Genomic DNA, 25,549 nt, shown 5'->3' with positions numbered 1-25,549 from the left:
CGGGCGGCAGGTCGCCGCCCGGAATTGTTTTTCAGATCACTTGCCCCGGATCATTCGTCGAGGAACCACTGTGTCGCCCGGTAAGGATAGGTCCGGTAATATTCATAGGATTGCGTCTTGAACTCAGTGAAGTTCTTCAGCGCATTGCGGTGATAGACCGGCGCAGGGGCCTGAACCGTGCCGATGAACAGCAGGTTGGACACCAGGTTCTCGACCAGGCGTGCGCCCAGCACATCGGATTCCGGCGTTCCGGCCGGAGTGGACTGGAAGGCGTTGATGTCGGCAATCAGCTGCTTGACATACTCCGGCGGCTCGACACCGCTGGCACCATCGCTGTCCACCCATTCGGCCCACAACATACCGACGCGGCTGCCGAAGTAGTTTTCGAACGGCGGCACCCAAAGCTCGTTGTTGCCAAGCACAATGCCCATGGGTTGGCCTTTGCGCCACATCGCCACATCCAGCTGGTTGGAGGATTGCGCCGAGCGATACTCGTCCGGTGTAACTTCCTTGACCGTGGTCTGAATGCCGACCTCGGACCAGTTTTGACCGACCAGTTCGACAACCTGCCCCGCAAGACCCTGAGTGGCAAACTGCAGGTTGATAACCAGTCTTTCGCCATTGGGGAGTTCGCGGAACCCGTCGCCGTCGGTGTCCTTCATGCCGATTTCATCCAGCAGGGAATTGGCCATGTCAGGATCGTATTGCGCCATATATTGCGACCACTTGGCGTCGACAAAGTTTGGTGCCGGAGAGAAGCCGATATATTGTTTTGGCTCGCCCAGCCCGAAAAAGGCCGTTTCGTTTATTTCTACGCGGTTCAGTGCGACGGACATGGCCTGCCGGAAGCGCAGGTCGCCAAAGACTTTCCGCTTTTCCAGGTCTTCTGAAGTCACATTGAAGCCAAAGGTTGCAATGGTGATTTCCGGTTTAAGTTCAACAGTGTAGTCACCATTCTCCTGGTTTTCCAGCAGCAGGGGCGCGGAGGGCAGTTGCAGCGACTGCGATTTGTAGTCGACTTCAGAGTTTACCAGTTTGAGAATGCGGACTTCATTCTCGTTGATATAGACCTCATCCTGTTCGCTGATGTAGGGCAGTTGATTGCCCTGGGTGTCCACCTGGAAGAAATACGGGTTGGCCACAAGGCGGCGCCCCTCGGTGGTGTCGGCGATGGTGATATGGCTTTCCAGCGTTGGAACCACATCCGCCGGCAGATTGGCGACCTTTTCCGGGCTGTTGAGCAGCGGCGACGGCGTGTCGGTCCAGTCCGAATTGCCAAAATAGGCCGACAGCACTGCCAGACCGTTTTCAAACCCGGCGGCCTGCGCCTCAGCGTCCGCATCCGGATTCAGCTTTGGATCCCATTTACCAAGGAAGTGCTTTGGCTGGAAACCTTGCGCAAAGGAGGTCGCGAAATGCGCCAGCAGACCGGGTTTCGGTGCCGGCAGGTTGAAAACGACGGTCTGGGCGTCCGGCGTGTCGACAGTCATCCGCTCACCCGAGACCAGAACATAGTCTTTCGGCTTGGCAATCACATCCGGGTTCAGCGCCAGGTTGTCATACCAGTATTTCACGTCGGCCGAGGTAAACGGTGCACCGTCCGACCATTTGTGACCTTCGCGCAGGAAGAACGTCAGCTGGGTGAAGTCCTCGTTCCATTCCCAGCCCTTGGCCACGTTTGGCACGATGGTCTGAAGGTCGTCGGAAAACCGCACAAGGTTCACATGCCGGACCGAGAGGAAATCGGAGGTGCCGGCTTCGGTCGCGTTGGACAGAACATCCAGTGTACCGCCATAAGTGCCGATGGCATCATAGGGCGCCACGACCAGCGGTTCCGAGGGCAAACGGTCGGCAAGCGGCGGCAGATCGCCATTGCCGCGAATGCGCGCATTCAGGGCCGCCGCTTCCGGGTTAGCCGAGAATTCCAGTGTGCAATCCGCCAGTGTTTCAAATTCCGACAGCTCATATTGCTGGGGATAGGCGCCAGCGCCGACGCCCATCATGTCGGCCACGGTCACCGCCGGACAGACGGCGGCAGAAGCCCCGCTTGCCAGCGCGGTCAGCGCCACAACTGATAATAGCAGTGTTTTCATCTTGCTTATTCTCCCTTGCTATTCGTTTATGACCGGCTGCGCAGCCTACATGCTCGATGCAGTATCGTTCAGCACGCAATTCAAACTGCGTAGTGCCAGTTTCTCTATTTGACTAATGCCAGTTTCCCAATTTGATTATTGTAATCCAGAAATTACAGCTTGCCGAAACCGGTCCCTCCAAACCGAAAAATTCAGATCAACCCCAAAGCTGTCCTGAACAGAATTGATCAATAGAATTCCACCTGTCAATATATTTACCAAATACTTACAATCCTCGCCTGCACGCCAGGGACGAGGGATGTCTGACAGCAGCCACCGCCAAAAGACGTTGATCCGGCCGTTGCCTCCCGCTCGGGAATGCCCGCGCACGCCCGGTGCCCGTCCCGGATTGGTGACGCCTGAACCTCCCAAAACCTGACATCGGGCACAGAAAACCACCCCTGGCGCGACCTCTTGAACCAGAGCACCATGTCCCTGATCCTACGGATCATCCGCCGGCAACAGGCCACTGACAAAATGCGGCGCCATGACCATATCAGCGGGAAATTCGACGCCAGCTCCCTGCCGGTGCGCGAGACCTTGCTGCAACTCGAGGCGCGCGTGCCGGTGGTGAGCAGACTGCGGCATGGCCCGCAAGTGGCGCATTTGATTCCGATGATGACACCGGAGCGGTTTCCGCCTGCCAAGATCACGTCCGGGCTGTGATCAGGCGCGTGATCTCAACAGTTTGGTGCGCGAACCGGCAGATTCACCACCCAATTCTGTCCGTCTTCAGAGATTTTGGGTCCAGAAGATGCGTGCGCCACGCGCGTATCCGGCCCATCCGGCTGAATGCATTATGCGGCGGCTTTGCGGTGTTGCAAGTGCCGGGATTTGAAAGTCTTGCGCTTGATCTGTTCCATTGACCGGCAGGCGATATTTACATCAGAAGGAGGAGGAGATGATTGATCGCAGTGGTCTTGTCTCTGCGCGCGCGGGCGGCTCGGATCACGATGAAGCCGGACCGGAGATCAGGTCGCGGGCCTTGCGCATGAACTCGACACAAGCGACTGAGATAAAACGATTTTACGTACCTTCGAACCTGACATCCGGCCCTCGCGGGGAGAGTTCCGGCTCGTTCAGAGCCAGTTCAATAACGTTGAGCCGGCCCCCGTAAGGGAAGCGGTTCCAGACATGAACCGACATGTGATCTGAGGCCATTTTTAATCCTTTCACCAGCAACCGCGCGTCAACCGTCACTGACTGCAAACACCCTCTGAGGTGCGCATAGCGGGGTTGTTGCACTCGCAGCGAGGTCAGTTAATGGCGGCTGTGCGGACCCAGCGGTTGTTGAGGCCAGATTTTTTTGTGGTGTTTTCAGAGCAATGAAAGCACCGCGTCTGCAAAGGCCCTGGGAGCCTCTTGTGGGAAGTTGTGTCCGATCCCCTCGGTAATTACACGCCTGTAATCACCTGAGAAGTGTGGCCGGTCCAAATCCTCGATGGGCGGCGGATCGACACCATCATCCGCTCCTTGCAAAACGACTGTTGGAACCGAAATATCTGGTTGTTTTGCAAGCCTGGCCTCAAGCTCAACCAGCTGCGGGTCGCCGTCGACATCGCCAAAACGATGTCGATACGAGTGAATCACAATGTCTGCAAAGTCGGGGTTTTCAAAAGATCGCGCCGTCTCATCATATGTTGCTTGATCAACATTCCAGGTTGGTGACCAAAGTCCCCAAATATGACGGCACAGCTCCTTGCGGTTCTGTTTCAGCCCCTCTGCTCCGCGTCGGGTATTGAAATAATACATATACCAGTAACGCGCTTCTACTGCAGCAGGTGCGGGCTTCCAGGCGTTCGATATATCCTGAATATTATATCCCTTGCCGCAACTGACCAGGCCAACAACACGATCTGGCCACAACGCAGCGACGATACATGCCGCCCGACCGCCCCAGTCATAACCGCCCAGAACAGCCTGAGGGATGGACAGCGCGTCCATGAAAGCAAGAAGGTCACTGGCAAGCGCGGCTTGCTGACCAGATCGCATGGTATCAGAGTTCAGAAACCTGGTCGGGCCATAGCCACGGAGATATGGCACCAGGCATCGCACGTTTTTCCCTGCGAGGCAGCCGGCAACGTCATCATATGATCTTGCGTCATACGGAAAGCCATGAAGCAGAATTACGGGCGACCCATCCGGGGGGCCGTATTCGTGATATGCAATTTCCAGGACACCCGCACTGATTGTCTTCATCACATTCTCCGAACCTGTATTGCGTGACTTTAGAATGGCTCGATCACGTCCACAACGGTTCGATTTCTGACGCCGTCGCATGCCAGCATCCGCTAGTTTGGGCTCTGTGCGACCATCCGCTGCGGTTTGAATGAATGTCAGGAAGGGGAAGGAAGCTACATTCGCATCTGATTTCAGTCATCTTTTTTTGCAGACATTGGCATATCACTGCTCAGAATTCAGTTCGCCCAGCGCGGACTTAATCTAACTCAGCGTTGCCTGTGGTATTGCCGGCTTTCTGATGACATAAATAGTTCATTATTTCGGGGGGAATATTATGGGTCGACCGACGATTGCAGACGTTGCCGCAGAATCCGGGTTGAGTGTCTCGACTGTCAACCGCGTGCTGAACGGCAAGCAGAATGTACGAGAGGAAACGGTCCACAAAGTCTTCCGGGCGGCTGAGGCCATTGGCTACCATGCGGCGCCGCTGATCAAATACCGGCTGCAGGAGGATCTGCCCGAGGTGCGATTGGGGGTGTTGCTGCAAAAAGAGGATCAGCGTTTCTATCAGAACTTTGCCGCCGCAATTGAAAACGCAGTCAGCAGCCTGTCTCATGTCCGGGCCAGGGTGGAAATTATCAATGCCGGGTCGCAGGACCCGGACGAACAGGCCAAACTGCTGCTGAAACTCGGGGCGCGGGCACAGGTCCTGGCTGCAACCGCAGTGGATCACCATGGTATCACCGCAGCGGTGCAACGCCTGAAGGCCCGCGATATCCCGGTTTATGCTCTGCTCAATGATTTTGCCCAGGGGGTGCGGCACAATTACGTTGGGCTCAACAACCTCAAAATCGGCCGCCTCGCAGCCTGGACGATATCCAAAGCGGCGCGGCGTCCGGGCAAAGTGGCGATTTTTGTCGGCGGATTGCGCTGGCACGGGCACCAGCTGCGTGAAACCGGGTTCCGCGCTTATTTTCGCGAATACTCTCGCGAATTCACGCTGCTCGAAACACTGGTGAACCTGGAAACCCGGCAAGTGACCTATGAGGCGACGTTGGATCTGTTGCACCGTCATCCCGATCTGCGTGGCATTTTTGTTGCCGGTGGCGGTATGGAAGGCGCCATTCAGGCGCTGCGCGAAATGCGCCAGCCGGATGAGGTTGCGCTGGTGGTGAACGAGCTGACGGATCTCTCGGCCACCGGGCTGCAAGAGCACTATGTTTCGCTGATTGATGCGACACCGCTGGACAAGCTCTGCACGGCTCTGGTGGCGGATATGGTCACTGCTGCTCTGGATGGCGCGACCGATACGCCGGGTCAGATTTTCCTGCAGCCTGACCTCTATGTACCTGAGTCTCTATGATGACATTTTTGCGTCATTTACGCTGGTTTCATTGTGTCACAAATGAAACAAAATGGCGCAAATCGCCATTGATCTGATGCCCCATCCTGGACCAGTCTTGTTGCAACCACTGCAAGAAAGACCCGGAACAGACCATGGCAAAAAAGCTTTCCTTCGCATTAAACCACATGACCGTCGCGACCAAACGCTATGACGAGGTGATTGCGATCGCCTCTCATCTCGGGTGTGTTGGCGTCGAATTCCGTAACGACCTCCCTCGTGCATTATTCGACGGCGACGCACCCGGGGCCGTTAAGGCACTGGCCGCAGAAAGTGGCGTCCGCATCCTGGGTCTCTCCGAAGTCAAAATGTTTAATGACTTGTCTCCTGAGCGCGCCGTCGAGGCCCGGGCCCTGATGAAGATCGCTCGTGAACTCGGGGCAGAAAGCATCAGCCTGATCCCCCGCTGCGACGGCGAAGGTTGTGGCAATGGCGAACGCCAGGCCAATCTGCGTATTGCCCTGCGTCAAATCGTACCCATGCTGCAGGAATTTGGTCTGACCGGCCTTGTTGAGCCGCTGGGCTTTGAACACTCTTCGCTGCGTTACAAACATGAGGCCATGGATGTGATCGACGGGCTGAATGCGCGCGGCACGCTGAAACTGGTGCATGACACGTTCCATCATCACCTCGCGTCTGAAACAGAGTTTTTCGCCGGTGACACCGGCATCGTGCATGTGTCCGGCGTTGCAGACCCGACGGTCGACGTGCGCGACATGCAGGACAATCACCGCATCCTGGTGGACGCCTCGGACCGTCTCGGCAACGTGGCACAGATCCGCACTCTGCTCGCCGATGGCTATACCGGCGCGGTTTCCTACGAGGCGTTTTCGCCTCTGGTACACGAATACACTGATCCTATCGGACAAGTGTCTGCTTCGATGACCTATGTCTGCGACCAACTGGCTGCAGCAGGCATCGAAGCTAAATAAGGCGGGAAAAACCGTCTCTGGCTTCAATAACTGTGGAGGATAAAATGAAGCGTACTTTCCTTGCGGCCGCTATGGCCACTCTCATGTCGACAGGTGCCTATTCCGAATCTATCGGTGTTTCGATGGCGCTGTTTGACGACAATTTCCTTACCGTGCTGCGCAACGGTATGGTTGATTACGCTGACGGTCTGGATGGTGTCGATATCCAGGTTGAAGACGCCCAGAACGATGTTGGCAAACAGCTGAACCAGATTCAGAACTTTATCGCTTCCGGTGTTGACGCAATTGTTGTGAACCCGGTCGATACCGATGCCACCATCGCGATGACCAAAGCTGCGGAAGCCGCTGGTGTACCGCTGGTGTTTGTGAACCGCGAGCCGGTCAATGTTGACACGCTGCCTGACAACCAGGCTTTCGTTGCGTCCAATGAGCTCGACTCCGGTACGCTGGAAACTCAGGAAGTCTGCCGCCTGCTCAAAGATATGGGCAAGGGCGACGGCGCCAATGTGGTGATCATGGTCGGTGAGCTGCAGAGCCAGGCCGCCCGTCTGCGCACCCAGGATGTTCATGACGTGGTCGCAACTGCCGACTGTTCTTTTATAACCGTGATCGACGAGCAGGTGGCAAACTTCTCCCGCACACAGGGCGCTGATCTGATGACCAACTGGCTGTCCTCCGGCATCGAATTTGACGCGGTGATCGCCAACAATGACGAAATGGCAATCGGGGCGATCCAGGCGCTGAAGTCGGCGGGCGTTTCGATGGAAACCATGATCGTTGCCGGTGTTGACGCCACCCAGGATGCGCTCGCGGCAATGGCCGCAGGTGATCTCGACGCGACGGTGTTCCAGGATGCTGCAGGTCAGGGCTCCGGCGCGGTGAACGCAGCACTGGCGCTGGCCCGTGGCGAAAGCGTGGATCAGAAAGTCTACATTCCGTTCCAACTAGTGACCCCGGCCAACCTGTCCGGTTTCACCAGCAAAAACTGATACACAAAATACCAAAGCCTTGGGGAGCGCCGCATGGCGCTCCTCATTTTCGATTTTTCCGGTCTCAGTAATGCCGGGTCTGACGAGGCGTTTGGGGGAGGAAAAAATGGTAGAGTTGAAATACGAAGGCGATATTTCGCAACATTCGGGACAACGGGTCAAGCCGCCGGAACTGAATGTGCTGTATGGTCTGATCGGCATCGCAGTAATTTTTGAGGTCCTGGGCTGGATTTTTCAGGGGCAAAGTTTCCTGTTCAACGCACAGCGCCTCAGCATCATGATCCTGCAGGTCTCGGTGGTCGGCATCATCGCAATTGGAGTCACCCAGGTCATCATCACCGGCGGCATTGACCTGTCTTCGGGCTCCGTGGTCGGCGCCACCGCAATGTTCGCGATGAGTTTTGCGCAGGTCAGCAGCTACACCAGGGCGGTCTATCCGGCGCTGACAGATCTGCCGCTGCTGATCCCGCTGATTGTGGGGCTGTCCTGTGGCGTCCTGGCGGGGCTCGTGAACGGAGCCTTGATAGCCTATGCAAAAATCCCGCCTTTTATCGCCACGCTCGGTATGATGGTGACCGCCCGCGGCATCGCCAAATGGTACACCAAAGGCAAGCCGGTTTCCTTTCCCACTGACAGTTTCGCCGGGCTGGGCGAAGGCATGACACCGGTGCTGTGGTTTATCATCCTGGCGGTGCTGTTCCAACTGGCGCTGCGCTATACCGTCTATGGCAAGCACACATACGCGATCGGCTCGAACGCCGAAGCCGCGCGGATTTCCGGCATCAATGTCGAAAGACACCTGCTGCTGGTCTATGTCATCGCCGGCGCACTGGCGGCATTTGCCGGCATGGTCGTGGCATCACGCGGTCTGACTGCTCAGGCCGGAATGGGGACAATGTATGAGCTCGACGCCATTGCCATGGCAGTGATCGGCGGCACCTCACTCTCGGGTGGCCGTGGTTCGATTATCGGTACAGCGCTCGGCATGCTGATCTTCGGCGTGATCATCTCCGGCTTCACCTTCCTGCGCATCGATGCCTACTACCAGGAAATGATCAAAGGAATGATTATTGTCGCCGCCGTCGTTTATGACGTTTATCGCCAGAAAACCCGCGTTGTCGTGAAATAGGAGAACCAGAGATGCAAAATTAGGACGATTTTCTTTTGCGGACCGAAGGTCTGAGCAAACATTACGGCGGCGTTGAGGCGATGAATGACGCCAACTTCTTCATGCGACGTGGTGAACATGTTGCCATCGTTGGCGACAATGGCGCCGGGAAATCCACCATCGTGCGCCAGTTGACCGGCGTAGAGCAGCCAACCAAGGGGCGGATCTTTTTTGACGGTCACGAAGTCCGGTTTGGCGGTCCGATGGATGCGCGCGAAGCTGGTATAGAAACCGTGTTTCAGAACCTTGCGCTGGCGGATGAGCTCGACGTGCCCTCCAATATCTTCCTTGGCCGCGAGCTGACCAGATTTAATCTCGGGCCGTTTTCAATTCTCGATGAAAAGAAGATGACCGAGATCGCGCTGGAAGGTCTGAAAACCACCGGTGTGAAGATCCCACATCTGAAAAACACCATCCGGAATATGTCCGGTGGTCAACGCCAGTGTGTCGCGATCAGCCGGGCTGCGGCCTTTGCCTCCAAACTGATCATCATGGATGAACCGACTGCGGCGTTGGGCGTGGCGGAAACCGCCCAGGTGGAAGAGATCATCAAAAAGCTGAAAGCTCAGGGCATTCCACTGATCCTGATCAGCCACAACCTGCGCCAGGTGTTTGATCTGGTGGACCGGATCTTTGTGTTCCGCCGGGGCAGGATTGTCTGTTCGCTGGATGCGAAAAACACCGATGGTTCTGAACTGGTCGAGCTGATCACGGGCATCAAACACGCCGAAGATGTGCCCGGCGCGATGCCAAACTAATTTTAATCCGGCCAGTCCCTGCCTGTTTCCGGGGCTGGCCCCCTGCCCTTTGGATCCCCTCTCATGTCTCTTAGAATTGCCCTTCTCGGCGCAGGCCGCATCGGACGTGTTCACGCCAAAGCCATTGCGTCTCAGAGCAATGCAACCCTGGTTGCCGTTGCCGACGCGTTTGAAGCCGCCGCCAATGAGGTTGCCGGCGAATATGGCTGCGACGTGCGTACAGTGGATGCGATCCTGGCTGCGGATGATATTGATGCGGTGGTGATCTGTACCCCGACCAATACCCACGCCGATCTGATCGAAAAATTCGCCCGCGCCGGCAAAGCGATCTTTTGCGAGAAGCCGATCGATCTGGACCTGAAGCGGGTGCGCGAATGTCTTGCTGAGGTTGAAGACTGCGGCGCCACGCTGATGCTTGGATTCAACCGCCGGTTTGACCCGCATTTTGCCGCCGTCAAAGACGCAATCACTACCGGCAAGATTGGCAAAGTGGAACAGGTCAATATCACCTCGCGTGATCCCGGTCTGCCACCGCTCGACTATATTGATGTCTCCGGCGGTATTTTCCGCGACATGACGATCCACGATTTCGATATGGCGCGTTTCCTGCTTGGCGACGAGATCGCAACGGTGCAGGCTTCGGCCTCCTGCCTAGTTGATGCCAAAGTCGCGGAACACAATGATTTTGACACGGCCTCGGTCATCCTCACCACCGGCTCGGGCCGCCAGTGCGTGATTTCCAACTCCCGCCGCGCCACCTATGGCTATGACCAGCGCATCGAGGTGCATGGCTCTGACGGCATGATCGCGGCAGAAAATCAGCGCCCGGTGTCAATCGAGATCGCCAATGGTGACGGGTTTACCCGGCCGCCGCTGCATGATTTCTTCATGACCCGTTACACCGAAGCCTATGCAGCAGAAATCGCTGCATTTGTTGCCGCAATCAATGACGGCACCGCAGCGACCCCATCGGGAAAAGACGGTGAATTGGCACTGGCGCTGGCGGAAGCGGCGCTGAAATCTGAGGCTGAGGGGCGCGCCGTCAGCCTGACGGAACTGGTCTGAGCACGGGGGAGACATCAAAATGAAAACGCTTGATCTGATCACCATTGGCCGCACACGACTGTTTGAAAGCTAGCATTGTTGGGCTTCTTTGGGCTTCCCAGCGTGAGCGCTGTGCGCTGCGGGACCTTGCCCCCCGCACACAGCGCCACCCAGCGATGAGGAGTGGGGCATCTCATGGCGCCCTGCAGAGCGCACCGTACCGTTGTGCCCCCCTTAGCCCATGTCCCGCGCGGCGCGGCGATGCTCCGCTCAGACGCCTTTCGAAGGCGTCGTGCGCATGTGGCGTTCCTTTTCATGAACGCCATGCGCAGATGCCGTTAGGGTCCGCCAGGCGGCCGGCCAAAAAACCACCGTGGAAATCGAAAAATCGCGTGGTTTCAGTGAAACCAGTCCGTCAGGCGATCCTTCGTTTGCTGTTTGCATGGAAACCTACAGACCCCAGGTGTCGTTGATCCGGTAACCCTCTGGCCAGGGATCGTCCGGATCAAGCATATGCTGATGGATGCCTGTGACCCAACCGCGCCCGGAGATTTCCGGAATAATGGCCGGACGCCCGCCTACTTCTGCAGCCCCGGCGATCCGCCCGGTAAACGTTGAACCAATGATCGAGGTGGCGGTGAAGGTCTGCCCCTGATCCATCTGGCCTCTGGCGTGCATCACCGCCATGCGTGCGGACACCGCTGTGCCGGTGGGGGAGCGGTCGACTTTGCCCGGCTTAATCGCCACAGCAGACCGCGCGGTGTAGCCGTTTTCCGTTTCGCGCAGAGCACCGGCAAAAAGACAGAATGAAATGTGGTCCCACTCCGGGTTTTCCGGGTGGGTAAAACCAAGCTGCTCGTTCGCAGCATCGGTGATCCGGACCCCCAGCCGGGCAATGTCACGCGCCTCGTTTTCGGTGATGTCAAAGCCCAGGGACGCCGCATCCACAATGACAAAACTGTCACCACCATAAGCCGTATCGACGGTGAGTTCGCCCAGCCCTCCGACCTGCAATTTGGCATCAAGCTGGTCCACAAAGGAGGGCAGGTTTTGCACCGTGATGCGTTCGGCTTTGCCGTTTTTGCAGTCTGCGCGGACCCGGACAAGCCCGCCGGGGGCCTCTAATACCATTTCGGTGACCGGCTCGCTCATTGGGATGATGCCACTGTCCAGCAGCACGGTAGAGACGCAGATTGAGTTGGAGCCCGACATGGGCGGCGTGTCTTCGGGCTCCATGATGATAAAGGCGGCATCCGCGCGCGGGTCCTTTGGCGGTACCAGCAGGTTCACGTGGCGAAACACTCCGCCACGTGGTTCGTTCAACACGAAGTTCCGCAACACCTCATCTTTGGCAATGAAGCGGCTTTGCTGCCAGAGCGTGTCGCCCGGCGGAGGGGTTACGCCGCCGACAATGACATCGCCGACTTCGCCCTCTGCATGGCAGGACACCACATGGATGATCTTGGAACTTCGCATAGCTATCCCCTAATTGATGGTCAGAACCGCATCGCCGAGCACATCGAAATCCGGATCGATGCCAAGGCCGGGCCGGTCGCTGGCGGTCATTTTTCCGTTCACACGTTTTGGGGCGCCATCGGCGATTTTGACGGTGCCGTAGCTGTTGAAATCTGTGGCGGAGAAACAGAACTCTTCCGGAGTAGAGCGCGCCAGATGCGCGATGGTTGCGGTGGTGATGTCGCCGCCCCAGGTGTCTTCGATGGTCATCGGGATGCCCGACGCCACACAGAGGTCGCGCATCAGTTTTGCCCGGGTCAGCCCGCCCACTTTGGAGATCTTGAGGTTGATCACGTCCATTGCGTCTTCGGCGAGACCGCGCACAAGCATGCCTGGGCCATCAATCACCTCGTCCAGCACAAAGGGCAGCGCGGTGCGGCGCCGGATTGACACGCTTTCTTCATAGGTCAGGCAGGGCTGCTCAATATAGACGTCCAGATCGGACACCGCGCCGACGACGCGGGCCGCCTCGTGCCGGGTCCAGCCGGTGTTGGCATCGGCCACCAGCAGATCAGAGGGTTTCAGAACTTCGCGCGTGGCGTGAATACGCTCAATATCGTCATTGGCATTGCCGCCGACTTTCAGCTGAAACTTGGTATAGCCCTCCGCGCTGTAGCCGGCGATTTTGGCCGCCATCGCTTCGGGGCTTTCTTGCGAAATAGCCCGGTAAAGTGCGACCTCATCCTGTGCCGCCCCGCCCAGAAGGTTGTAAACGGGCTGACCTGTGACCTTGCCCAGCAGATCCCAGCAGGCAATATCGATCGGCGCTTTGGCGTAGGGGTGGCCACGCAATGCCGCATCCATAATGCGGTTGATCATGCCGATGTTCAGCGGGTCACAGCCAATCAGATGTGGTGCAAGTTCTTCCAGCCCCGCCCGCACGCCGCGTGCATAAGACGGCAGATAGGCCGAGCCCAGCGGGCAGCATTCCGCGTAACCTGACAGGCCTTCATCGGTTTTGATTTCGATTACTGTGCTGTCAAAGACGTCGATGAAATTGCCGTTGGACCAGCTGTAGCGGCCTTCTTTGAGCGGCAGATCAACCTGCCAGGCGTTGATTTCGGTGATTTTCATGGTGTTTTCCTCAGTTTACTACAAAGCCATGGGCATAGGGGTCGCGCTCATCAATGAAGATGGTGTTATAGCCGGTGACCCGCGCCCAGCCGCCGATTGAAGGGATGATTGCCTCGGTCTCCCCCAGTGTTACGTTGTCTTCCACCCGGCCCCGGAACAGGGATCCGATGATGCTTTCGTGGATGAAGTCATCGCCCTTTTTCAGATCGCCGCGCGCGGCCCATTGCGCCATGCGTGCCGAGGTGCCGGTGCCACAGGGTGAGCGGTCAATCGCTTTGTCGCCGTAAAACACCGCGTTGCGCGCCGTGGCCTCGGGATGTTGCGGCTTGCCAGTCCACAGGATGTGGGACAGGCCGGTGATCTCCGGCTTTTCAGGGTGCACAAAGTCGTATTTTTCATTCAGCGCGGCGCGCAGTTTCGGGCTCCAGCCCACCAGATCGATGGCGCGGTGATCGGCTATGTCCTTGAACGCCTCCTGGGTTTCTACGATGGCATAGAAATTGCCGCCATAAGCCACATCGACGGTGATTTCCCCAAGGCCTTCCACCTCGGCCGCAAGACCGGTCCTGTACAGAAATGACGGCACGTTGGTCAGGCGCACTTCTTCGACAAAACGGCCCTGCTGGCGATATTCCGCGATCACCAGCCCGGCCGGTGTGTCCAGCCGCAGAATGCCTGGTGTTTTGGGTGTCACCAGCCCGTTTTCAATCGCCGTGGTCACAGTGCCAATGGTGCCGTGGCCGCACATCGGCAGACAGCCCGAGGTTTCGATGAACAGGATACCGATGTCACAATCCTCGCGCGTCGGCGGATAGAGGATCGCGCCGGACATCTGGTCGTGGCCACGCGGCTCAAACATCAGCCCGGTGCGGATCCAGTCAAACTCGGCCAGAAAATGCGCCCGGCGTTCCAGCATGGTTTTGCCCTCAAGCTGCGGCGCGCCGCCGGTGACGACCCGCACCGGGTTGCCGCAGGTATGGCCGTCGATGCACATGAAAGTATGTTGTGTCATATCGTGCTCTTTCAAAAACGGTCCGGCCGGAAAGCCGTTACATCAATTGCAGTTGCTCTTTGCGTCACGAGGTCGGCCACCAGTTCACCGGTGCCGGAGGACTGGGTCAGTCCCAGGTGGCCGTGTCCGAACGCATAGGTGATCCGGGTGTTGCCAGGCGAGCGGCCAATCACCGGCAGGCTGTCAGGAAGTGAGGGGCGAAAGCCCATCCATTGCTCACCGCCCGTCTCTTTCAGCCCGGGCAAAAATCGCTGTGCCTTGTCCAGCAATACTTTGGCGCGTTTGTAGTTGGGCGGCAAGTTCAGCCCGCCCAGTTCAACAGCGCCGCCGACACGGATGCCGTCACCGATGCGTGTCACCACAAAGCCATGGCCGCCAAAGGTCAGGTGGGTGCGCAGATCAAATGCGCCGGCGGGCAGCGTGGTGTTATATCCACGCTCTGTTTCCAGCGGGATCCTGTCACCAATGCTGCGTGCCAGATCGCGTGACCAGGCACCGCTGGCAACAACCACGTCTTTGGCTTGCAGCGTCTGACCAGTTGCCGTTGTCAGCGACACACCGGTGTCATGCTGCGCCAAAGCGGTGATTTTCGCGCGCCGGATCTCGCCGCCGGCCTGGCGAAACAGCGTGATCAGATGCTGCATGTATGCAGCCGGATCAACGATATTGTGCCATTCAGGGGTAAAGCTGGCGGCACAGAACTCCGGGCTGATGCCGGGTTGGATCGCGGCGATTTCTTCCGCAGACTGCAGGTGGCGAAAGGGAATGCCGTGGCGCGCACGCGCCTGCCATGCGGGCAGGCTGGCGTTAAATTCGGCCGCGCTCTGATAGAGTTGCAACTGACCCTCATGACGCAGCAGATGGCCGGCATCCGCAGCTTTGATCTGAGCCATCAGACAGCTGCGCGAAAAATCCATCAATGCGGTTTGCGCGGCGGTGCTGGCCTCAACCCTGTCGCGCCAGCTTGCACGCCAGAACCGCAGCATCCAGGGCGCGATCTGCAACGCATAGCGCGGCGGAATGGACAGCGGGCCAAGCGGATCAAGCAGCCATTTGGGGGCTTTGCGCATGATGCCGGGGGCGGCGAGCGGCATGATGTCGGAAAAGGCAAAGGCGCCGGCGTTGCCATAAGAGGCGCCAAGGGTATCACTTTCGCGATCCACAATCACCACACGCCGCCCGCGCTTTTGCAAGCCAATGGCGCAGTTGATGCCAATGATTCCGGCACCGATCACGATGGTCTGAGAGGTATTTTCCACGTATTGGCCTGCACAAAATAAGGGAGGGCACCCCAGCCGTCATAGCGGGATGCCCGATAGGCGTCAGGGCAAAGTATATGCCGTTTTGACGGTGGTATAGAATTCGCACGCATAGGAACCCTGCTCACGCGACCCAAAGCTGGAGCCTTTGCTGCCGCCAAACGGCACATGATAATCCACACCCGCCGTCGGCAGGTTGACCATAACCATGCCGGCCTGGGCGTTCGCTTTGAAGTGGCTGGCGTATTTCAGCGACGTGGTGCAGATGCCCGACGACAGGCCGAATTCCGTGTCATTGGCCACCATCAGCGCTTCGTCATAGTCTTTGACGCGGATGACACTGGCTACCGGGCCAAACACTTCTTCGCGGTTGATACGCATGGCGTTGACGGTTTCCGTCACCAGCGCGGGCGCCATGTAAAAGCCCTCGGTCGCCCCGTTCAGCCGTTGCCCGCCAGACACAGTGCCGCCCTCGCTGCGTGCGATGTCAACATAGTCGAGGTTTTGCTGCAACTGACGCGCGTCTACCACCGGGCCCATCTGGGTGGCGGCGTCCAGCGCGTTGCCAACCCTCAGCGCGGCGGTTTTCTCCGACAGGGAGGCCACAAAACGCTGATAGATGCCTTCGGTCACCACAAAGCGGGAGGACGCGGTACAGCGCTGGCCGGTTGAGAAGAACGCGCCGTTCAGGCAGGTATCGACCGCAATATCCAGGTCGGCGTCATCCAGCACCACCATGGGGTTTTTACCGCCCATTTCCAGCTGGACCTTCTTGAGCCGCAGGCCACAGGCCGCAGCAATGCCTTTGCCGGTGCCAACGGACCCGGTAAACGAAATCGCATTGACCTTGGGGCTGTCGATCAGAGCCGGCCCCACTTCGGAGCCTTTGCCCATCACCAGGTTGAACACGCCCTCAGGCAGGCCCGAACGGGACAGGATTTCGGCGATAGCGTGGGCACACCCGGGCACCAGAGCAGCGGGTTTCAGGATCACCGCATTGCCAAAGGCCAGCGCCGGCGCGACTTTCCATGCCGGAATAGCAATGGGGAAATTCCACGGTGTGATCAGACCGACAACCCCGACCGGGCTGCGGGTCACATCGACTTCAACGCCGGGACGGACCGAGGCCAGGCGGTCGCCGCGCTGACGCAGGGCTTCACCGGCGAAGAATTTGAAGATCTGCCCCGCGCGGGCGGCTTCGCCAATGCCTTCGGCCAGGGTCTTGCCCTCTTCGCGTGACAGCAATGTGCCCAGCTCTTCTTTGCGGGCCAGGATTTCACTGCCGACAAAGTCCAGCACGTCAAACCGTTGCTGTGGTGTGCTTGCGGCCCAGACTGGCGCGGCGGTATTGGCGGCGTCGATGGCGCGTTCAACGTGCTGAAGGGGGGCCTGCGCGGCATGGCCCAGGATGTCGGACACATCAGACGGGTTTACATTGGCGACACTGTCGGAGGTTTGCTCCCAGTTGCCACCGATGAAATTTGGAAATTCCATATGAACCTCTGCCGGTTGTGCCTGGATTTTGCAGGCAACAGCCGTATTTGTGATTGTTGAGAGTGGATCAGGCGAAGTGGCTGGCGACACCGGGCTGCTTGGACCAGGCCGCGTACCAGGTTCTGAACAGAGCAAGCTGGGTTTCAGCATAGACGCGCTGGCTGTCAGAGAGCCGGTCCGCCGGGTTGAAATGAAGCGCATATTCGGCGCTGCCTTCCATCACCATCAAGTGCTTGTAGTAGAGCACCAGATCCGGGCTTTCGTCATAAGAGGACAGCACTGCCAGCGCCGCTTCCAGCTCCAGCGCATGTTTGCGGGCCTCCATATCGCCGGCCGCAGCTTTCTGGCTCAGTGCGACAAGTTGCAGGATTTCCTTTGGCAACACATTGCCGATGCCAGTGATCGCGCCACCTGCGCCACAGTTGACGAAACCGTGGAACACATTGGTGTCCACGCCGATCATCAGCGTGACATCCTGGTCCTGGCTGGTGATGTGCTCGGCCGCGTAGGTCAGATCGGCAGAACCGCCGAATTCTTTGAAACCGATCAGCGCCGGGTATTGGGCCCGCAGCTCAAAGAACAGATCTGCTTTGGTGGCAAAGCCATAATAGGGGCTGTTGTAGATCACTGCCGGCAGGTCGGGGGCCGCTTCCAGGATTGCGGCGAAATGGGCGCGCTGGGCGGCGGGGGATGCGCCACGGGACAGAACGCGCGGAATGACCATCAGCCCGTGTGCGCCGACTTTTTGGGCGTGTGCTGCATGTTCAACCGCGATGGCAGTGTTGATCGCGCCGGTGCCAACGATGACTTTCAGCCCGGCCTCCACCAGACGCGCCACGCCTTCCTGGCGCTGTGCATCCGTCAAAAGCGGCCAGTCGCCCATTGAACCACAATAGACCACCGCAGACATGCCTGCGTCGCACAGCTCCTGGCCTTTACGGACCAGGGCGTCAAAATCCGGGCTGAGATCAGCCTTGCAAGGTGTCATCAGCGCAGGCATGCAGCCGGTAAAGATATTCGTATTCATAGTGGTCTCCGTCGTTTTGAGTGCAGGCCGCGGCGTCTGGGAGCTCCCGGGCCCGGGCAATATTGGGGCGTTAGCCGGCCCGGGTGGGCGCGACTGGTTTTGAGGGTTCAGGTATTCAACTGCGGTGAAACGCGTCTCTATCGTACGTTTGCGAGGAATTTCCGCGTGTGTGCGGATGTAGCGTCGCCAAAGATTTGTGCCGGTGGCCCGATCTCTTCCATGACGCCCTGGTGGAAATAGGCGACGCGGTCCGAGACGTCGCGCGCAAAACTCATCTCATGGGTGACACAGATCATCGTCATGCCCTCCTCGGCCAGCAGACGCATGGTATCAAGCACCTCGCCCACCAGTTCCGGATCCAGCGCCGAGGTGGCTTCATCAAACAGCATGTAACCCGGTTCCATTGCCAGCGCGCGGGCAATGGCGAGCCGTTGCTGCTGCCCCCCGGACAGGGCATTGGGATAGACATTCAGCTTGTCCGCCAGGCCCACATGCTCCAGCTGTTTTGCCGCAATATCGAGGGCCTCGGCGCGGGATTTCTTGCGCACGATACGTGGCGCCAGGGCCACATTCTCCAGCGCTGTCAGATGTGGAAAGCTGTTCCACTGCTGGAAAACCATTCCCATATTCTGGCGCAGCTTGTTGATGTCGGTGCCCTTGGCATGCACATCAACACCATCGACCGTGACCTGACCTTGCTGGATCGGTTCCAGCCCGTTGATGCAATAAAGCAGCGTCGATTTCCCGGAGCCGGAAGATCCGATGATGCTCAGAACTTCGCCTTTCTCGACCGACAGATCGATCCCTTGCAACACATGCAACGCGCCGTAATATTTATGCAGGCCGCTGATTGTAATCATTGTTCCCACCTTTCTTCGAGCCGCGCCGCGTAGCGCGAAATTGGATAAGACAGCGCGAAATAGAATGCGCCGGCGAGTGCGAGAATAAGCAGCGGTTGCTGGGTACGGGTGATCAGAATTTGCGATGCTTTGAGCAGTTCCACATAGCCAAGCACCGAGACCAGGGCGCTGTCCTTCATGACGCCCAGCGCCACGCCGACCCAGGCTGGAAAAACCGCCCGCATGCCAATCGGCATCACCACGTGGCGCAGATCCTGCCAGTAACTCATGCCAAGCGAGCGCGAGGCGCGGCGCATAGGAACGCCGACCGCTTCAAAGCCACCGCGCGCGACACTGGCGACCAGCGCGGCAGTGTAGATCGCCAGGATCACCACACCGGAGCCAAACGGGGCAAGGTTCAGACCGACCATTGGTGCGAAGTTATAAAACAGTACAAGCTGGATCAGCAGCGGCACGGAACGGAACACGTCGAGCACGGGGCCCAGGGTCAGTGTGGCCAGAAGCTTGCCTTCAAACAGCAGCCAGCCAAAGATCACGCCCATACCCGTTCCAATTGAGATCGCGATAACCGAAATCCACAGGGTGCGCAGCGCGGCTTCGCCAAGAAAGAGGAAGTCCCTGGGACCAAAGCCACTAAAAAAACTGAGAGTGTCGTTCATTTGACGTCCTCCTTAGTAGCGGAACAGGCGTCTGGCGATCAGATGCGCTGCCCCGAGGAATATTTTGACGATCACGTAGTAGATCACAGCTGTGACGGAGAAATACTCAAAGATCCGGAAGGTGGTGGAGGCCAGGGCCTGGGTCTCGCCTGACAATTCGCGGAAACCCACCAGCATGCCCAGTGACGACATCAACACCGCCCACACCATTTGGTTGGTCATCGGGTAATAGACAATTCTCAGAACCTGAGGGATCACGATGCGCAGATAGGCCTGGGGCGCGGTCATGCCCAAAGATCTTGCGGCCCGGATCTGGGTCTCGGGAATGGCCTGCAAACCGCCGCGGAAGTTTTCAGCCAGATAGCCCGCGTTGTTAAAGGTAAGCCCGGCCAGAACGATGGTATAAGGTGACAGATACAGGCCTAAGGCACCAAGGCCAAAGGCAAAGAAGAACAGTTGTATCAGGGCCGGCGTATTGCGTGCGACCTCAATCCAGGTGGTGGCAAACCAGCGCAATGGGCCCCTGACATGCAGGCGGATCAGCGCCAGCGCCATGCCAATGCAAATCCCAAGCAACATCGACAACACCGCCACCTGCAGCGTCAACATACCAGCTTCAAGCAAGCCTGGAAGATTGTTAAAAACAGGTTTCCAGTGGAAATTGTAGTTCATGAAGAGCCCTCCGTCTCCCTTGCCCGAAGGCAAGGGAGGGCAGTTGCGATCTGGGTCAGTACATTACACCCGGGATGCGCAGTTCAGGGGCGTCGCCACCGACAAAATTGTCCCAAAGTTCCGCGTAGCGGCCGGAGCGGACCTGATGGGTGACAAACAGATTCAGGTAGTTCAGCCAGGTCACGTCTTCACGCGGGCCCACAACAGAGGTGTAATCCGTAGTCCAGGGCATGCGCGGACCTGGGATCAGGCTGTCATATTGCGAGGTGATCGGAGCCACCGCAGTGTTGGTGGTGATGCCCACATCGGCCCGGCCCTGCGCCACTGCCAGAAACACTTCGTTTTCGGACTGATAGCTCTGGTACAGGTCTTCGGTGCCCCATTCTTTGGCGTATTTCAGGAATTCCTGCTCGGGCACAGTGCCAACCGCAGCCGCAACACGTTTGCCTCTGAGATCTTCAAATGTTTCGATCCCGGTGTCTTTTCCGACCACGCCCTGGGCGTAATAGATCGCGTAAGGAATAGAGAAACCAACGGTTCTGGCACGCGCCAGAGAATCTGATGTGCCACCAAAGACCACGTCAGCGCGCCCGGTGACGATCACCGGCAGGCGCTCGGCCCAGGTCAGAGCCAGAATTTCAAAATCGACTTCCAGCGCCGCGGCGAGATCTTTGCAATATTCAACATCAAAACCTGCGGGCTCGTTGTTGGCATCCCGGTATCCGATCGGCGGAAAGTCCAACACCACACCACAGCGCAGCACACCTGCATCAATGACGTCGTCAAGCGTGTCTGCAGCCACCGGCGCGGCGGTTGTCAAAGCAAGTGCACCAATCGCGATAAATTTCTTCAGCATGAAAATCCCTCCCTGGATTTAAGTCGAATCGTTTCGACCTTGGTGACATTTAATATTATATATTGGATCCAATTTGCAATATGAAATATATTGAACTTCAAGTCCGCTGCGCCAGCCGATATAGTGACAGTCCAACAGGAGACTGAAATGAAACTGGAATCCGTCGATATATCTCAAACGGCATCTGCATCTGCGATCGTCTTTGAGGCGCTGAAGAGGGCCATTATCAAGGGCGAGCTGAAAGATGGCGAGCCGTTGCGCCAGGATGAAATCGCACGATTGTTCAATACAAGCCGTATTCCGGTGCGCGAAGCTATCTCGCGTCTGCAAGAACAGGGCCTGGTGAAATCGCAACGCTATAAAGGCGCTGTTGTGGCGGGGATCGCTCCGGAAGAAGTCAGCGAAATCTTTGATTTCCGGGCTCTTCTGGAAGGCCACGTTATCGAACAGGCTGTGCCCAGAATGTCGAAAGAGACGCTGTCAGCCGCCCGGAGCTATTGTGAAGAGTTTGTGGCTTCCTCAGATCCGATGGAATGGGGCGACCTGAACCGGAAGTTCCACAGCGCATTATATCAGGCCAGCGGATTGTCCTACCACAACGGGGTGGTCAATGCCGCGCTGGACCGCGTAGATCGTTATCTGCGCGCGCAGCTGACATTAACTGATGGGATGGAACGGGCGAACATTGAACATATGGGCATTTTGGAAGCCTGTGAAAAACAGGACGCAAAAATGGCCTGCGACAGGACACGGCAACATATTCTTGGCGCCAAGAACACTCTCATCAACCACCTGAAGTCCAAATAGAAACTCAATTACCGACGGAACGAAGAAGCGCTTCCGACCAGCTGCAATCGCCGGAAAGATTGCGTTTTCGCTTCAAAGGAACAATGGCCCGATCTTTCCGATAGGATGTGGCAATGCTGGTTTGATGCAGACAAGGTGTATGCCAGGGCCATCGCAATGCCCGTGGAACTTGCATTGGCAATTCTTGGTCGGTGCCCGTATCGAGCATGTAAATACGAAACGGGATGGTCTGGCGAACGCTGGTGGTCAGCACCAGAAAGATGGCGGCGATCCAAATTCGCAGATCCGGTTGGCCGCGTGCAATGGAGTTTTCGCAGCAAACGTGACCTGGAGACGACATTTCCGCGCTGCACACTGCCAGGGCCAGGGCCCCGTAGAGCGCCCATGGTATTGGCGTAGCTCTTACGCTGCCGCAGCGTGGACAGTACGACAGGAAGGCCAGCCCATTTCTTAGAGGAAGATACGCGCAAACCCTGGACAGAGTTCTCTTTAGCCGCGCACTTTGGCAACGCAATAAAGATTTTGTGTCAGAAAATCCCGGTCCTCCAGATATGGGTAGCGGTGGCGGATCCGGTCGGTCAGCCGCTCTGAGCCGGTTTGCGGGCGCGAAGCGATCTCCTCTGCGATTTCAATATCGAAGTGTTGCCGGGTAATTTCTATCAGTTCATCCAGCCGCAGCCGGTTCAACCCGCGGGCAATATAATGTGCGGGATCGGGTTCGTATTCAACATGGCCCCAGTCTGTCATTTCCAGTTGCCCTGGATTACTCATATCAAGGGCGCTGACCGTTTTTGGCGGCAAATGATGACCATTCCAGGAATAAAAATTGTGGTGATTGTAAAGCAATACGCCACCTTTGCGCAGGCGCAGCGCAATATCAGCGAAGATCTCTTCAATCCCGTGCAGATGCTCAGTGACATTATGCAAAACGGCGATGTCAAACTGTCTGGACAGGCCATAGTCACCGATGGGCATCGGAGACACGGTCCAGGGTTCTATGCGGGCCTTGATGTCATTGGGCGTCCAGCCGAATGGCATCTTGTTGACGGCAGTCAGGTTCTTAACCCTGTCCATGTCCGGTTTGATGATCGGATCCATTCCGACATAGGATTTGGCGCCGGCCGTCAGGTATCCAAGCCCGTGCAGACCCGGTCCGCAGCCAACATCCAGAACGTCTTTTCCACGGACCAGATCGCGTACTTTGCTTGCCCAGCCCATATATCCAAACTGAAAGGCCTGGTTCAGGATTTCCGGTGAAAACGCAGTCCCGCGCCAGCTCTTGTCTGCATTGTTCAGCCAGAATGCCCGTAGGCTAAGCGCCGCGCTTTTGTGAAAATGCGTAGGGGGTTTTCGATACGACCATTTGTCATTGTGAACAGCAACCATTTCAGAAAATGTTCCCAATTTCCCGCGGTCCACCTCTGATGTGCTCAGCTCCGTCTCCAAGTTTTCCCAGATTTTAAGATGAGCCGGATCCGGCTGTAAAACTGACAATTTCCCGTAGGCCTGCTGCCACGCGCCGCTTTCAACCAGATCGGCAATTCCGACCAACAGGAAGGGAGCCGGATCGACCATTCCCCTGAAGCCGTTCAGAAACTCGCTGCTGGTATCGGCCGCCAAAGGCACGCGCGATAAATCTGCAATATTTACCCCGGGCGTTAGAGCTATCGCTTTGTTCTTGCCTGTGACGGAGCTGGGCAGGATTTCGAAAACCTTGGCATACAGCAAATTATTAATATAGCTCACCATCTTATGAAACTTCGGGTTGGCGCCGTTTATGACAATCAAACGCGCGTCCGGTTTCAGGGAAAGTGAAAATATCTCCAGACACTCCTGCAGCGTCTCTGCTGATTTCGGAGAATCCACGACGCATAAATCAATCGATGCGCCTTCCCACTGACAATCAGCAAAATTCGACTTGTGGGTCGTGACCTCCAACCCGCGCGCCTTCAGGATATTCTTGTACAAATCTTCAAAACTATCACCCGGCGCCAGAACACCGGGCGCCCGGCGATCATGATCTTTGGTCCAGACAAAATTGTCGATGGCGTGAAGTTTTGCTCTGCCGGCAATCTCAGCGCTCAGCGCCCCCATCCAGGGGCCCAGTTCAACTGCGACGGCATCTGGCAGCAGTTCTTGTGCGAAGTTTCGGACAAACTCCACGTCGATATCGCTAACCATGCGTGGCAGGGCCTGGCGGCTATCGAGGTGTTGACTATTGCCGAATCGGGATGTGCTCGACATATTTTTCCCACCAACATTTGTTTAAAGATTGGGCTCTATTGGAACACGATAACGAACTGTTTCTGAGCGGACAAGTCCGCAGCGAGATCGCTTCACTCTGTTCTACAGGCGAATACCTGGCGGCGTATCTTCGGCTGAAAGACTCTGAACTTGCACCGGAAACCAATCCGGGACCATGGGAATATCTTGCGCGGATGTGCATGGATGCCGGGCTGGGGCAACTGGCGCACACCCTGCGTCGCGCCCTGTGGGAAGCAGGTGTGCGAACCGGAGAAGTTGCAATCGGAGAAGCCAGCCGCGCGCTGAAATTCAACCGCCCGTCATTCGCAACCTATTTCATCGAAGAGGTTTTTGGTGAGATCCCCGAGGACGTGGAGGCGCGGATTTTACTCGCCCGGTCCAAGGCAAAGTCAGACCCGGCAGGTGCACACGCGCTTCTGAGGGATATGGCTTTTGACGATGTGGACAAAGCAATTCTCGCGATTGACCTGCTGCGCGAAGCAGATGAACTGGTGGTCGCAGAAGAATATTTTACAAAAGCCAACCGGATGTTCCCCGACGAACCGCGGATATTTACGCGCGGGGCACGCATTCGAGAGAGCCTTTCTGACTGGGACGGCGCCATCGAATTATGGACCCGCGTCGCAGAATTTTCCGAGGACAACCGGTCACGCGCCAAAAGCGAAATGGTGCGCCTGAATTTGAGAATGGAGCGCGTCAGCTCTGCGCTGGCGAATGCGGCAGAACACGCGGCAATGCAGGCGCCACTGATTGAGCGGCTGCAAATTGCGCATGCCCTGGAACAGGAGGAACTCTATAGCGCTCTGCTGGCGAATGCAGCGCGTCAGGAACTGTCCGGAGGCGCTGCTTCCACAGATTGGCCACGGATTGCCCAAATTCTGTTGGATCAGGGGCGGATCGGACTTCTTTTCTGGCTGAATGCCCGCACGATCCCAATCGGAAACCTTGCCATAAGCATTCTGGTCTCCGTCAAACCCAACAGGAAATCTCTGGCTCTGGCCGGAGGCACGGTTCACCAGGCAGCAAAACTGCGCAGCCCGGATTTCTTGTTTCCGCTTGATCAGTTTTTTGACGACGCGCCGATACCGGGAGGCCGGCAATCGTTTGATCCGAAAAGCGGAACGGTGCTGCTGGTGAACAGCACTTTGGCGGCCGGAGGCGCGGAACGTCAGCTGGTTATTCTGGTGTCCGCGCTGCTGAAAGCGGGCCTGTCAAAGAACCAAATCCACGTCGCATTGTTCTCCGCCGCCAAAGATCGCGGTCATGCCCATTTCCTTGAACAACTGCAGGACCTCGGAGTAAATGTCATTGTTATGCGGCAGTACCAGGCGCTGAATACTCCGTTCCCGGAAGCTCTTCGCGGCCCGCTCTCGGTTTTGCCAACACCGCTGCGAAATGATGTTGGTTCGTTGTGGCAGTTGGCAACCGAAATCCGGCCGGAAG

At 57.4% G+C, this 25,549-nt stretch carries 22 protein-coding genes; 9 read left to right on the top strand and 13 right to left on the bottom strand.

From position 1 onward, the window contains the following. Positions 1-50: 50 nt before the first annotated feature. Complete coding sequence (locus DWA01_RS07120; protein WP_114285153.1) at positions 51-2,093, bottom strand: ABC transporter substrate-binding protein; 2,043 nt, start codon at positions 2,091-2,093, stop codon at positions 51-53. 453 nt (positions 2,094-2,546) lie between these two features. On the opposite strand from DWA01_RS07120, the gene DWA01_RS07115 reads away from it, so the two are divergent. After that, a complete protein-coding gene (locus tag DWA01_RS07115) occupies positions 2,547-2,798 on the top strand; it encodes a hypothetical protein (RefSeq protein ID WP_136057682.1) in 252 nt (83 codons plus the stop codon). Positions 2,799-3,449: 651 nt separating this feature from the next. On the opposite strand, the gene DWA01_RS07110 is transcribed toward DWA01_RS07115, so the two are convergent. Beyond that, a complete protein-coding gene (locus DWA01_RS07110) occupies positions 3,450-4,331 on the bottom strand; it encodes an alpha/beta fold hydrolase (RefSeq protein WP_114285151.1) in 882 nt (293 codons plus the stop codon). 316 nt (positions 4,332-4,647) lie between these two features. Between DWA01_RS07110 and DWA01_RS07105 the strand changes: the two genes are divergently transcribed. The 6 genes from DWA01_RS07105 (at position 4,648) to iolG (ending at position 10,627) form a co-directional block, all read left to right on the top strand. Beyond that, positions 4,648-5,676 (top strand): LacI family DNA-binding transcriptional regulator, encoded by a 1,029-nt coding sequence (locus tag DWA01_RS07105; protein WP_336470001.1) that lies wholly within the window; start codon positions 4,648-4,650, stop codon positions 5,674-5,676. Positions 5,677-5,810: 134 nt separating this feature from the next. After that, positions 5,811-6,647 carry a TIM barrel protein gene (locus DWA01_RS07100; RefSeq protein ID WP_114285149.1) on the top strand — a complete coding sequence of 279 codons (837 nt, stop codon included), beginning with the start codon at positions 5,811-5,813 and terminating at the stop codon, positions 6,645-6,647. A 44-nt stretch (positions 6,648-6,691) separates the two neighbouring features. Continuing rightward, on the top strand, positions 6,692-7,636 hold the full coding sequence (locus tag DWA01_RS07095; RefSeq protein ID WP_114285148.1) for a sugar ABC transporter substrate-binding protein: 945 nt from the start codon (positions 6,692-6,694) through the stop codon (positions 7,634-7,636). Between the two features lie 106 nt (positions 7,637-7,742). Continuing rightward, positions 7,743-8,765, top strand: a complete 1,023-nt coding sequence (locus tag DWA01_RS07090) for an ABC transporter permease (protein ID WP_114285147.1) — start codon at positions 7,743-7,745, stop codon at positions 8,763-8,765. A gap of 35 nt (positions 8,766-8,800) precedes the next feature. Further along, positions 8,801-9,562 (top strand): ATP-binding cassette domain-containing protein, encoded by a 762-nt coding sequence (locus DWA01_RS07085; protein ID WP_235008453.1) that lies wholly within the window; start codon positions 8,801-8,803, stop codon positions 9,560-9,562. 63 nt (positions 9,563-9,625) lie between these two features. Then, positions 9,626-10,627, top strand: coding sequence for an inositol 2-dehydrogenase (iolG, locus tag DWA01_RS07080; RefSeq protein ID WP_114285146.1), 1,002 nt, complete (start codon positions 9,626-9,628; stop codon positions 10,625-10,627). Positions 10,628-11,056: 429 nt separating this feature from the next. On the opposite strand, the gene DWA01_RS07075 is transcribed toward iolG, so the two are convergent. The 10 genes from DWA01_RS07075 to DWA01_RS07030 form a co-directional block, all read right to left on the bottom strand. Further along, complete coding sequence (locus DWA01_RS07075) at positions 11,057-12,082, bottom strand: trans-3-hydroxy-L-proline dehydratase (protein WP_114285145.1); 1,026 nt, start codon at positions 12,080-12,082, stop codon at positions 11,057-11,059. A 9-nt stretch (positions 12,083-12,091) separates the two neighbouring features. Next, positions 12,092-13,195 carry a cis-3-hydroxy-L-proline dehydratase gene (locus DWA01_RS07070; RefSeq protein ID WP_114285144.1) on the bottom strand — a complete coding sequence of 368 codons (1,104 nt, stop codon included), beginning with the start codon at positions 13,193-13,195 and terminating at the stop codon, positions 12,092-12,094. A 10-nt stretch (positions 13,196-13,205) separates the two neighbouring features. Continuing rightward, positions 13,206-14,207, bottom strand: coding sequence for a 4-hydroxyproline epimerase (locus DWA01_RS07065; RefSeq protein WP_114285143.1), 1,002 nt, complete (start codon positions 14,205-14,207; stop codon positions 13,206-13,208). An 11-nt stretch (positions 14,208-14,218) separates the two neighbouring features. Continuing rightward, the gene (locus DWA01_RS07060) at positions 14,219-15,466 is read right to left on the bottom strand and encodes an NAD(P)/FAD-dependent oxidoreductase (protein WP_114285142.1); all 1,248 of its coding nucleotides are present in this window, start codon (positions 15,464-15,466) and stop codon (positions 14,219-14,221) included. Between the two features lie 63 nt (positions 15,467-15,529). Beyond that, positions 15,530-16,960, bottom strand: coding sequence for an aldehyde dehydrogenase family protein (locus tag DWA01_RS07055; RefSeq protein WP_114285141.1), 1,431 nt, complete (start codon positions 16,958-16,960; stop codon positions 15,530-15,532). A gap of 67 nt (positions 16,961-17,027) precedes the next feature. After that, positions 17,028-17,987, bottom strand: coding sequence for a dihydrodipicolinate synthase family protein (locus tag DWA01_RS07050; protein WP_114285140.1), 960 nt, complete (start codon positions 17,985-17,987; stop codon positions 17,028-17,030). A 137-nt stretch (positions 17,988-18,124) separates the two neighbouring features. Continuing rightward, positions 18,125-18,847, bottom strand: a complete 723-nt coding sequence (locus DWA01_RS07045; protein WP_114285139.1) for an amino acid ABC transporter ATP-binding protein — start codon at positions 18,845-18,847, stop codon at positions 18,125-18,127. Next, entirely contained in the window at positions 18,844-19,506 is a 663-nt protein-coding gene (locus tag DWA01_RS07040) for an amino acid ABC transporter permease (RefSeq protein ID WP_114285138.1), read from the bottom strand. Before DWA01_RS07040 ends, DWA01_RS07045 begins: the two co-directional genes overlap by 4 nt. Positions 19,507-19,518: 12 nt before the next feature. Continuing rightward, positions 19,519-20,178, bottom strand: coding sequence for an amino acid ABC transporter permease (locus tag DWA01_RS07035; RefSeq protein ID WP_114285137.1), 660 nt, complete (start codon positions 20,176-20,178; stop codon positions 19,519-19,521). A 55-nt stretch (positions 20,179-20,233) separates the two neighbouring features. Next, positions 20,234-21,034: a transporter substrate-binding domain-containing protein gene (locus DWA01_RS07030; RefSeq protein ID WP_114285136.1), complete on the bottom strand. Its 801-nt coding sequence runs from the start codon at positions 21,032-21,034 to the stop codon at positions 20,234-20,236. A gap of 147 nt (positions 21,035-21,181) precedes the next feature. Between DWA01_RS07030 and DWA01_RS07025 the strand changes: the two genes are divergently transcribed. Continuing rightward, positions 21,182-21,841: a GntR family transcriptional regulator gene (locus tag DWA01_RS07025; RefSeq protein ID WP_114285135.1), complete on the top strand. Its 660-nt coding sequence runs from the start codon at positions 21,182-21,184 to the stop codon at positions 21,839-21,841. Positions 21,842-22,330: 489 nt separating this feature from the next. Here DWA01_RS07025 and DWA01_RS07020 read toward each other — a convergent pair whose 3' ends face one another. Further along, a complete protein-coding gene (locus tag DWA01_RS07020; protein ID WP_114285134.1) occupies positions 22,331-24,085 on the bottom strand; it encodes a class I SAM-dependent methyltransferase in 1,755 nt (584 codons plus the stop codon). Positions 24,086-24,123: 38 nt separating this feature from the next. On the opposite strand from DWA01_RS07020, the gene DWA01_RS07015 reads away from it, so the two are divergent. Continuing rightward, on the top strand, positions 24,124-25,549 hold a 1,426-nt coding region (locus DWA01_RS07015), incomplete at its 3' end, for a tetratricopeptide repeat protein (RefSeq protein ID WP_136057681.1).

The organism is Candidatus Halocynthiibacter alkanivorans (assembly GCF_003333265.1).
In the GTDB taxonomy this organism is placed as follows: domain Bacteria; phylum Pseudomonadota; class Alphaproteobacteria; order Rhodobacterales; family Rhodobacteraceae; genus Halocyntiibacter_A; species Halocyntiibacter_A alkanivorans.
The sequence above is the reverse complement of the archived record's forward strand: the minus strand, read 5'-3'. Positions and strand labels throughout refer to the sequence as shown.

Bases quoted from the DNA above. Each gene is read 5' to 3' on its own strand.
- DWA01_RS07090 (WP_114285147.1), top strand. From the start codon at position 7,743: ATGGTAGAGTTGAAATACGAAGGCGATATTTCGCAACATTCGGGACAA.
- DWA01_RS07120 (WP_114285153.1), bottom strand. From the start codon at position 2,093: ATGAAAACACTGCTATTATCAGTTGTGGCGCTGACCGCGCTGGCAAGC.
- DWA01_RS07105 (WP_336470001.1), top strand. From the start codon at position 4,648: ATGGGTCGACCGACGATTGCAGACGTTGCCGCAGAATCCGGGTTGAGT.
- DWA01_RS07055 (WP_114285141.1), bottom strand. From the start codon at position 16,960: ATGGAATTTCCAAATTTCATCGGTGGCAACTGGGAGCAAACCTCCGAC.
- DWA01_RS07070 (WP_114285144.1), bottom strand. From the start codon at position 13,195: ATGAAAATCACCGAAATCAACGCCTGGCAGGTTGATCTGCCGCTCAAA.
- DWA01_RS07035 (WP_114285137.1), bottom strand. From the start codon at position 20,178: ATGAACTACAATTTCCACTGGAAACCTGTTTTTAACAATCTTCCAGGC.
- DWA01_RS07020 (WP_114285134.1), bottom strand. From the start codon at position 24,085: ATGTCGAGCACATCCCGATTCGGCAATAGTCAACACCTCGATAGCCGC.
- DWA01_RS07065 (WP_114285143.1), bottom strand. From the start codon at position 14,207: ATGACACAACATACTTTCATGTGCATCGACGGCCATACCTGCGGCAAC.
- DWA01_RS07100 (WP_114285149.1), top strand. From the start codon at position 5,811: ATGGCAAAAAAGCTTTCCTTCGCATTAAACCACATGACCGTCGCGACC.
- DWA01_RS07095 (WP_114285148.1), top strand. From the start codon at position 6,692: ATGAAGCGTACTTTCCTTGCGGCCGCTATGGCCACTCTCATGTCGACA.
- DWA01_RS07110 (WP_114285151.1), bottom strand. From the start codon at position 4,331: ATGAAGACAATCAGTGCGGGTGTCCTGGAAATTGCATATCACGAATAC.
- DWA01_RS07025 (WP_114285135.1), top strand. From the start codon at position 21,182: ATGAAACTGGAATCCGTCGATATATCTCAAACGGCATCTGCATCTGCG.
- DWA01_RS07040 (WP_114285138.1), bottom strand. From the start codon at position 19,506: ATGAACGACACTCTCAGTTTTTTTAGTGGCTTTGGTCCCAGGGACTTC.
- DWA01_RS07075 (WP_114285145.1), bottom strand. From the start codon at position 12,082: ATGCGAAGTTCCAAGATCATCCATGTGGTGTCCTGCCATGCAGAGGGC.
- iolG (WP_114285146.1), top strand. From the start codon at position 9,626: ATGTCTCTTAGAATTGCCCTTCTCGGCGCAGGCCGCATCGGACGTGTT.
- DWA01_RS07045 (WP_114285139.1), bottom strand. From the start codon at position 18,847: ATGATTACAATCAGCGGCCTGCATAAATATTACGGCGCGTTGCATGTG.
- DWA01_RS07030 (WP_114285136.1), bottom strand. From the start codon at position 21,034: ATGCTGAAGAAATTTATCGCGATTGGTGCACTTGCTTTGACAACCGCC.
- DWA01_RS07050 (WP_114285140.1), bottom strand. From the start codon at position 17,987: ATGAATACGAATATCTTTACCGGCTGCATGCCTGCGCTGATGACACCT.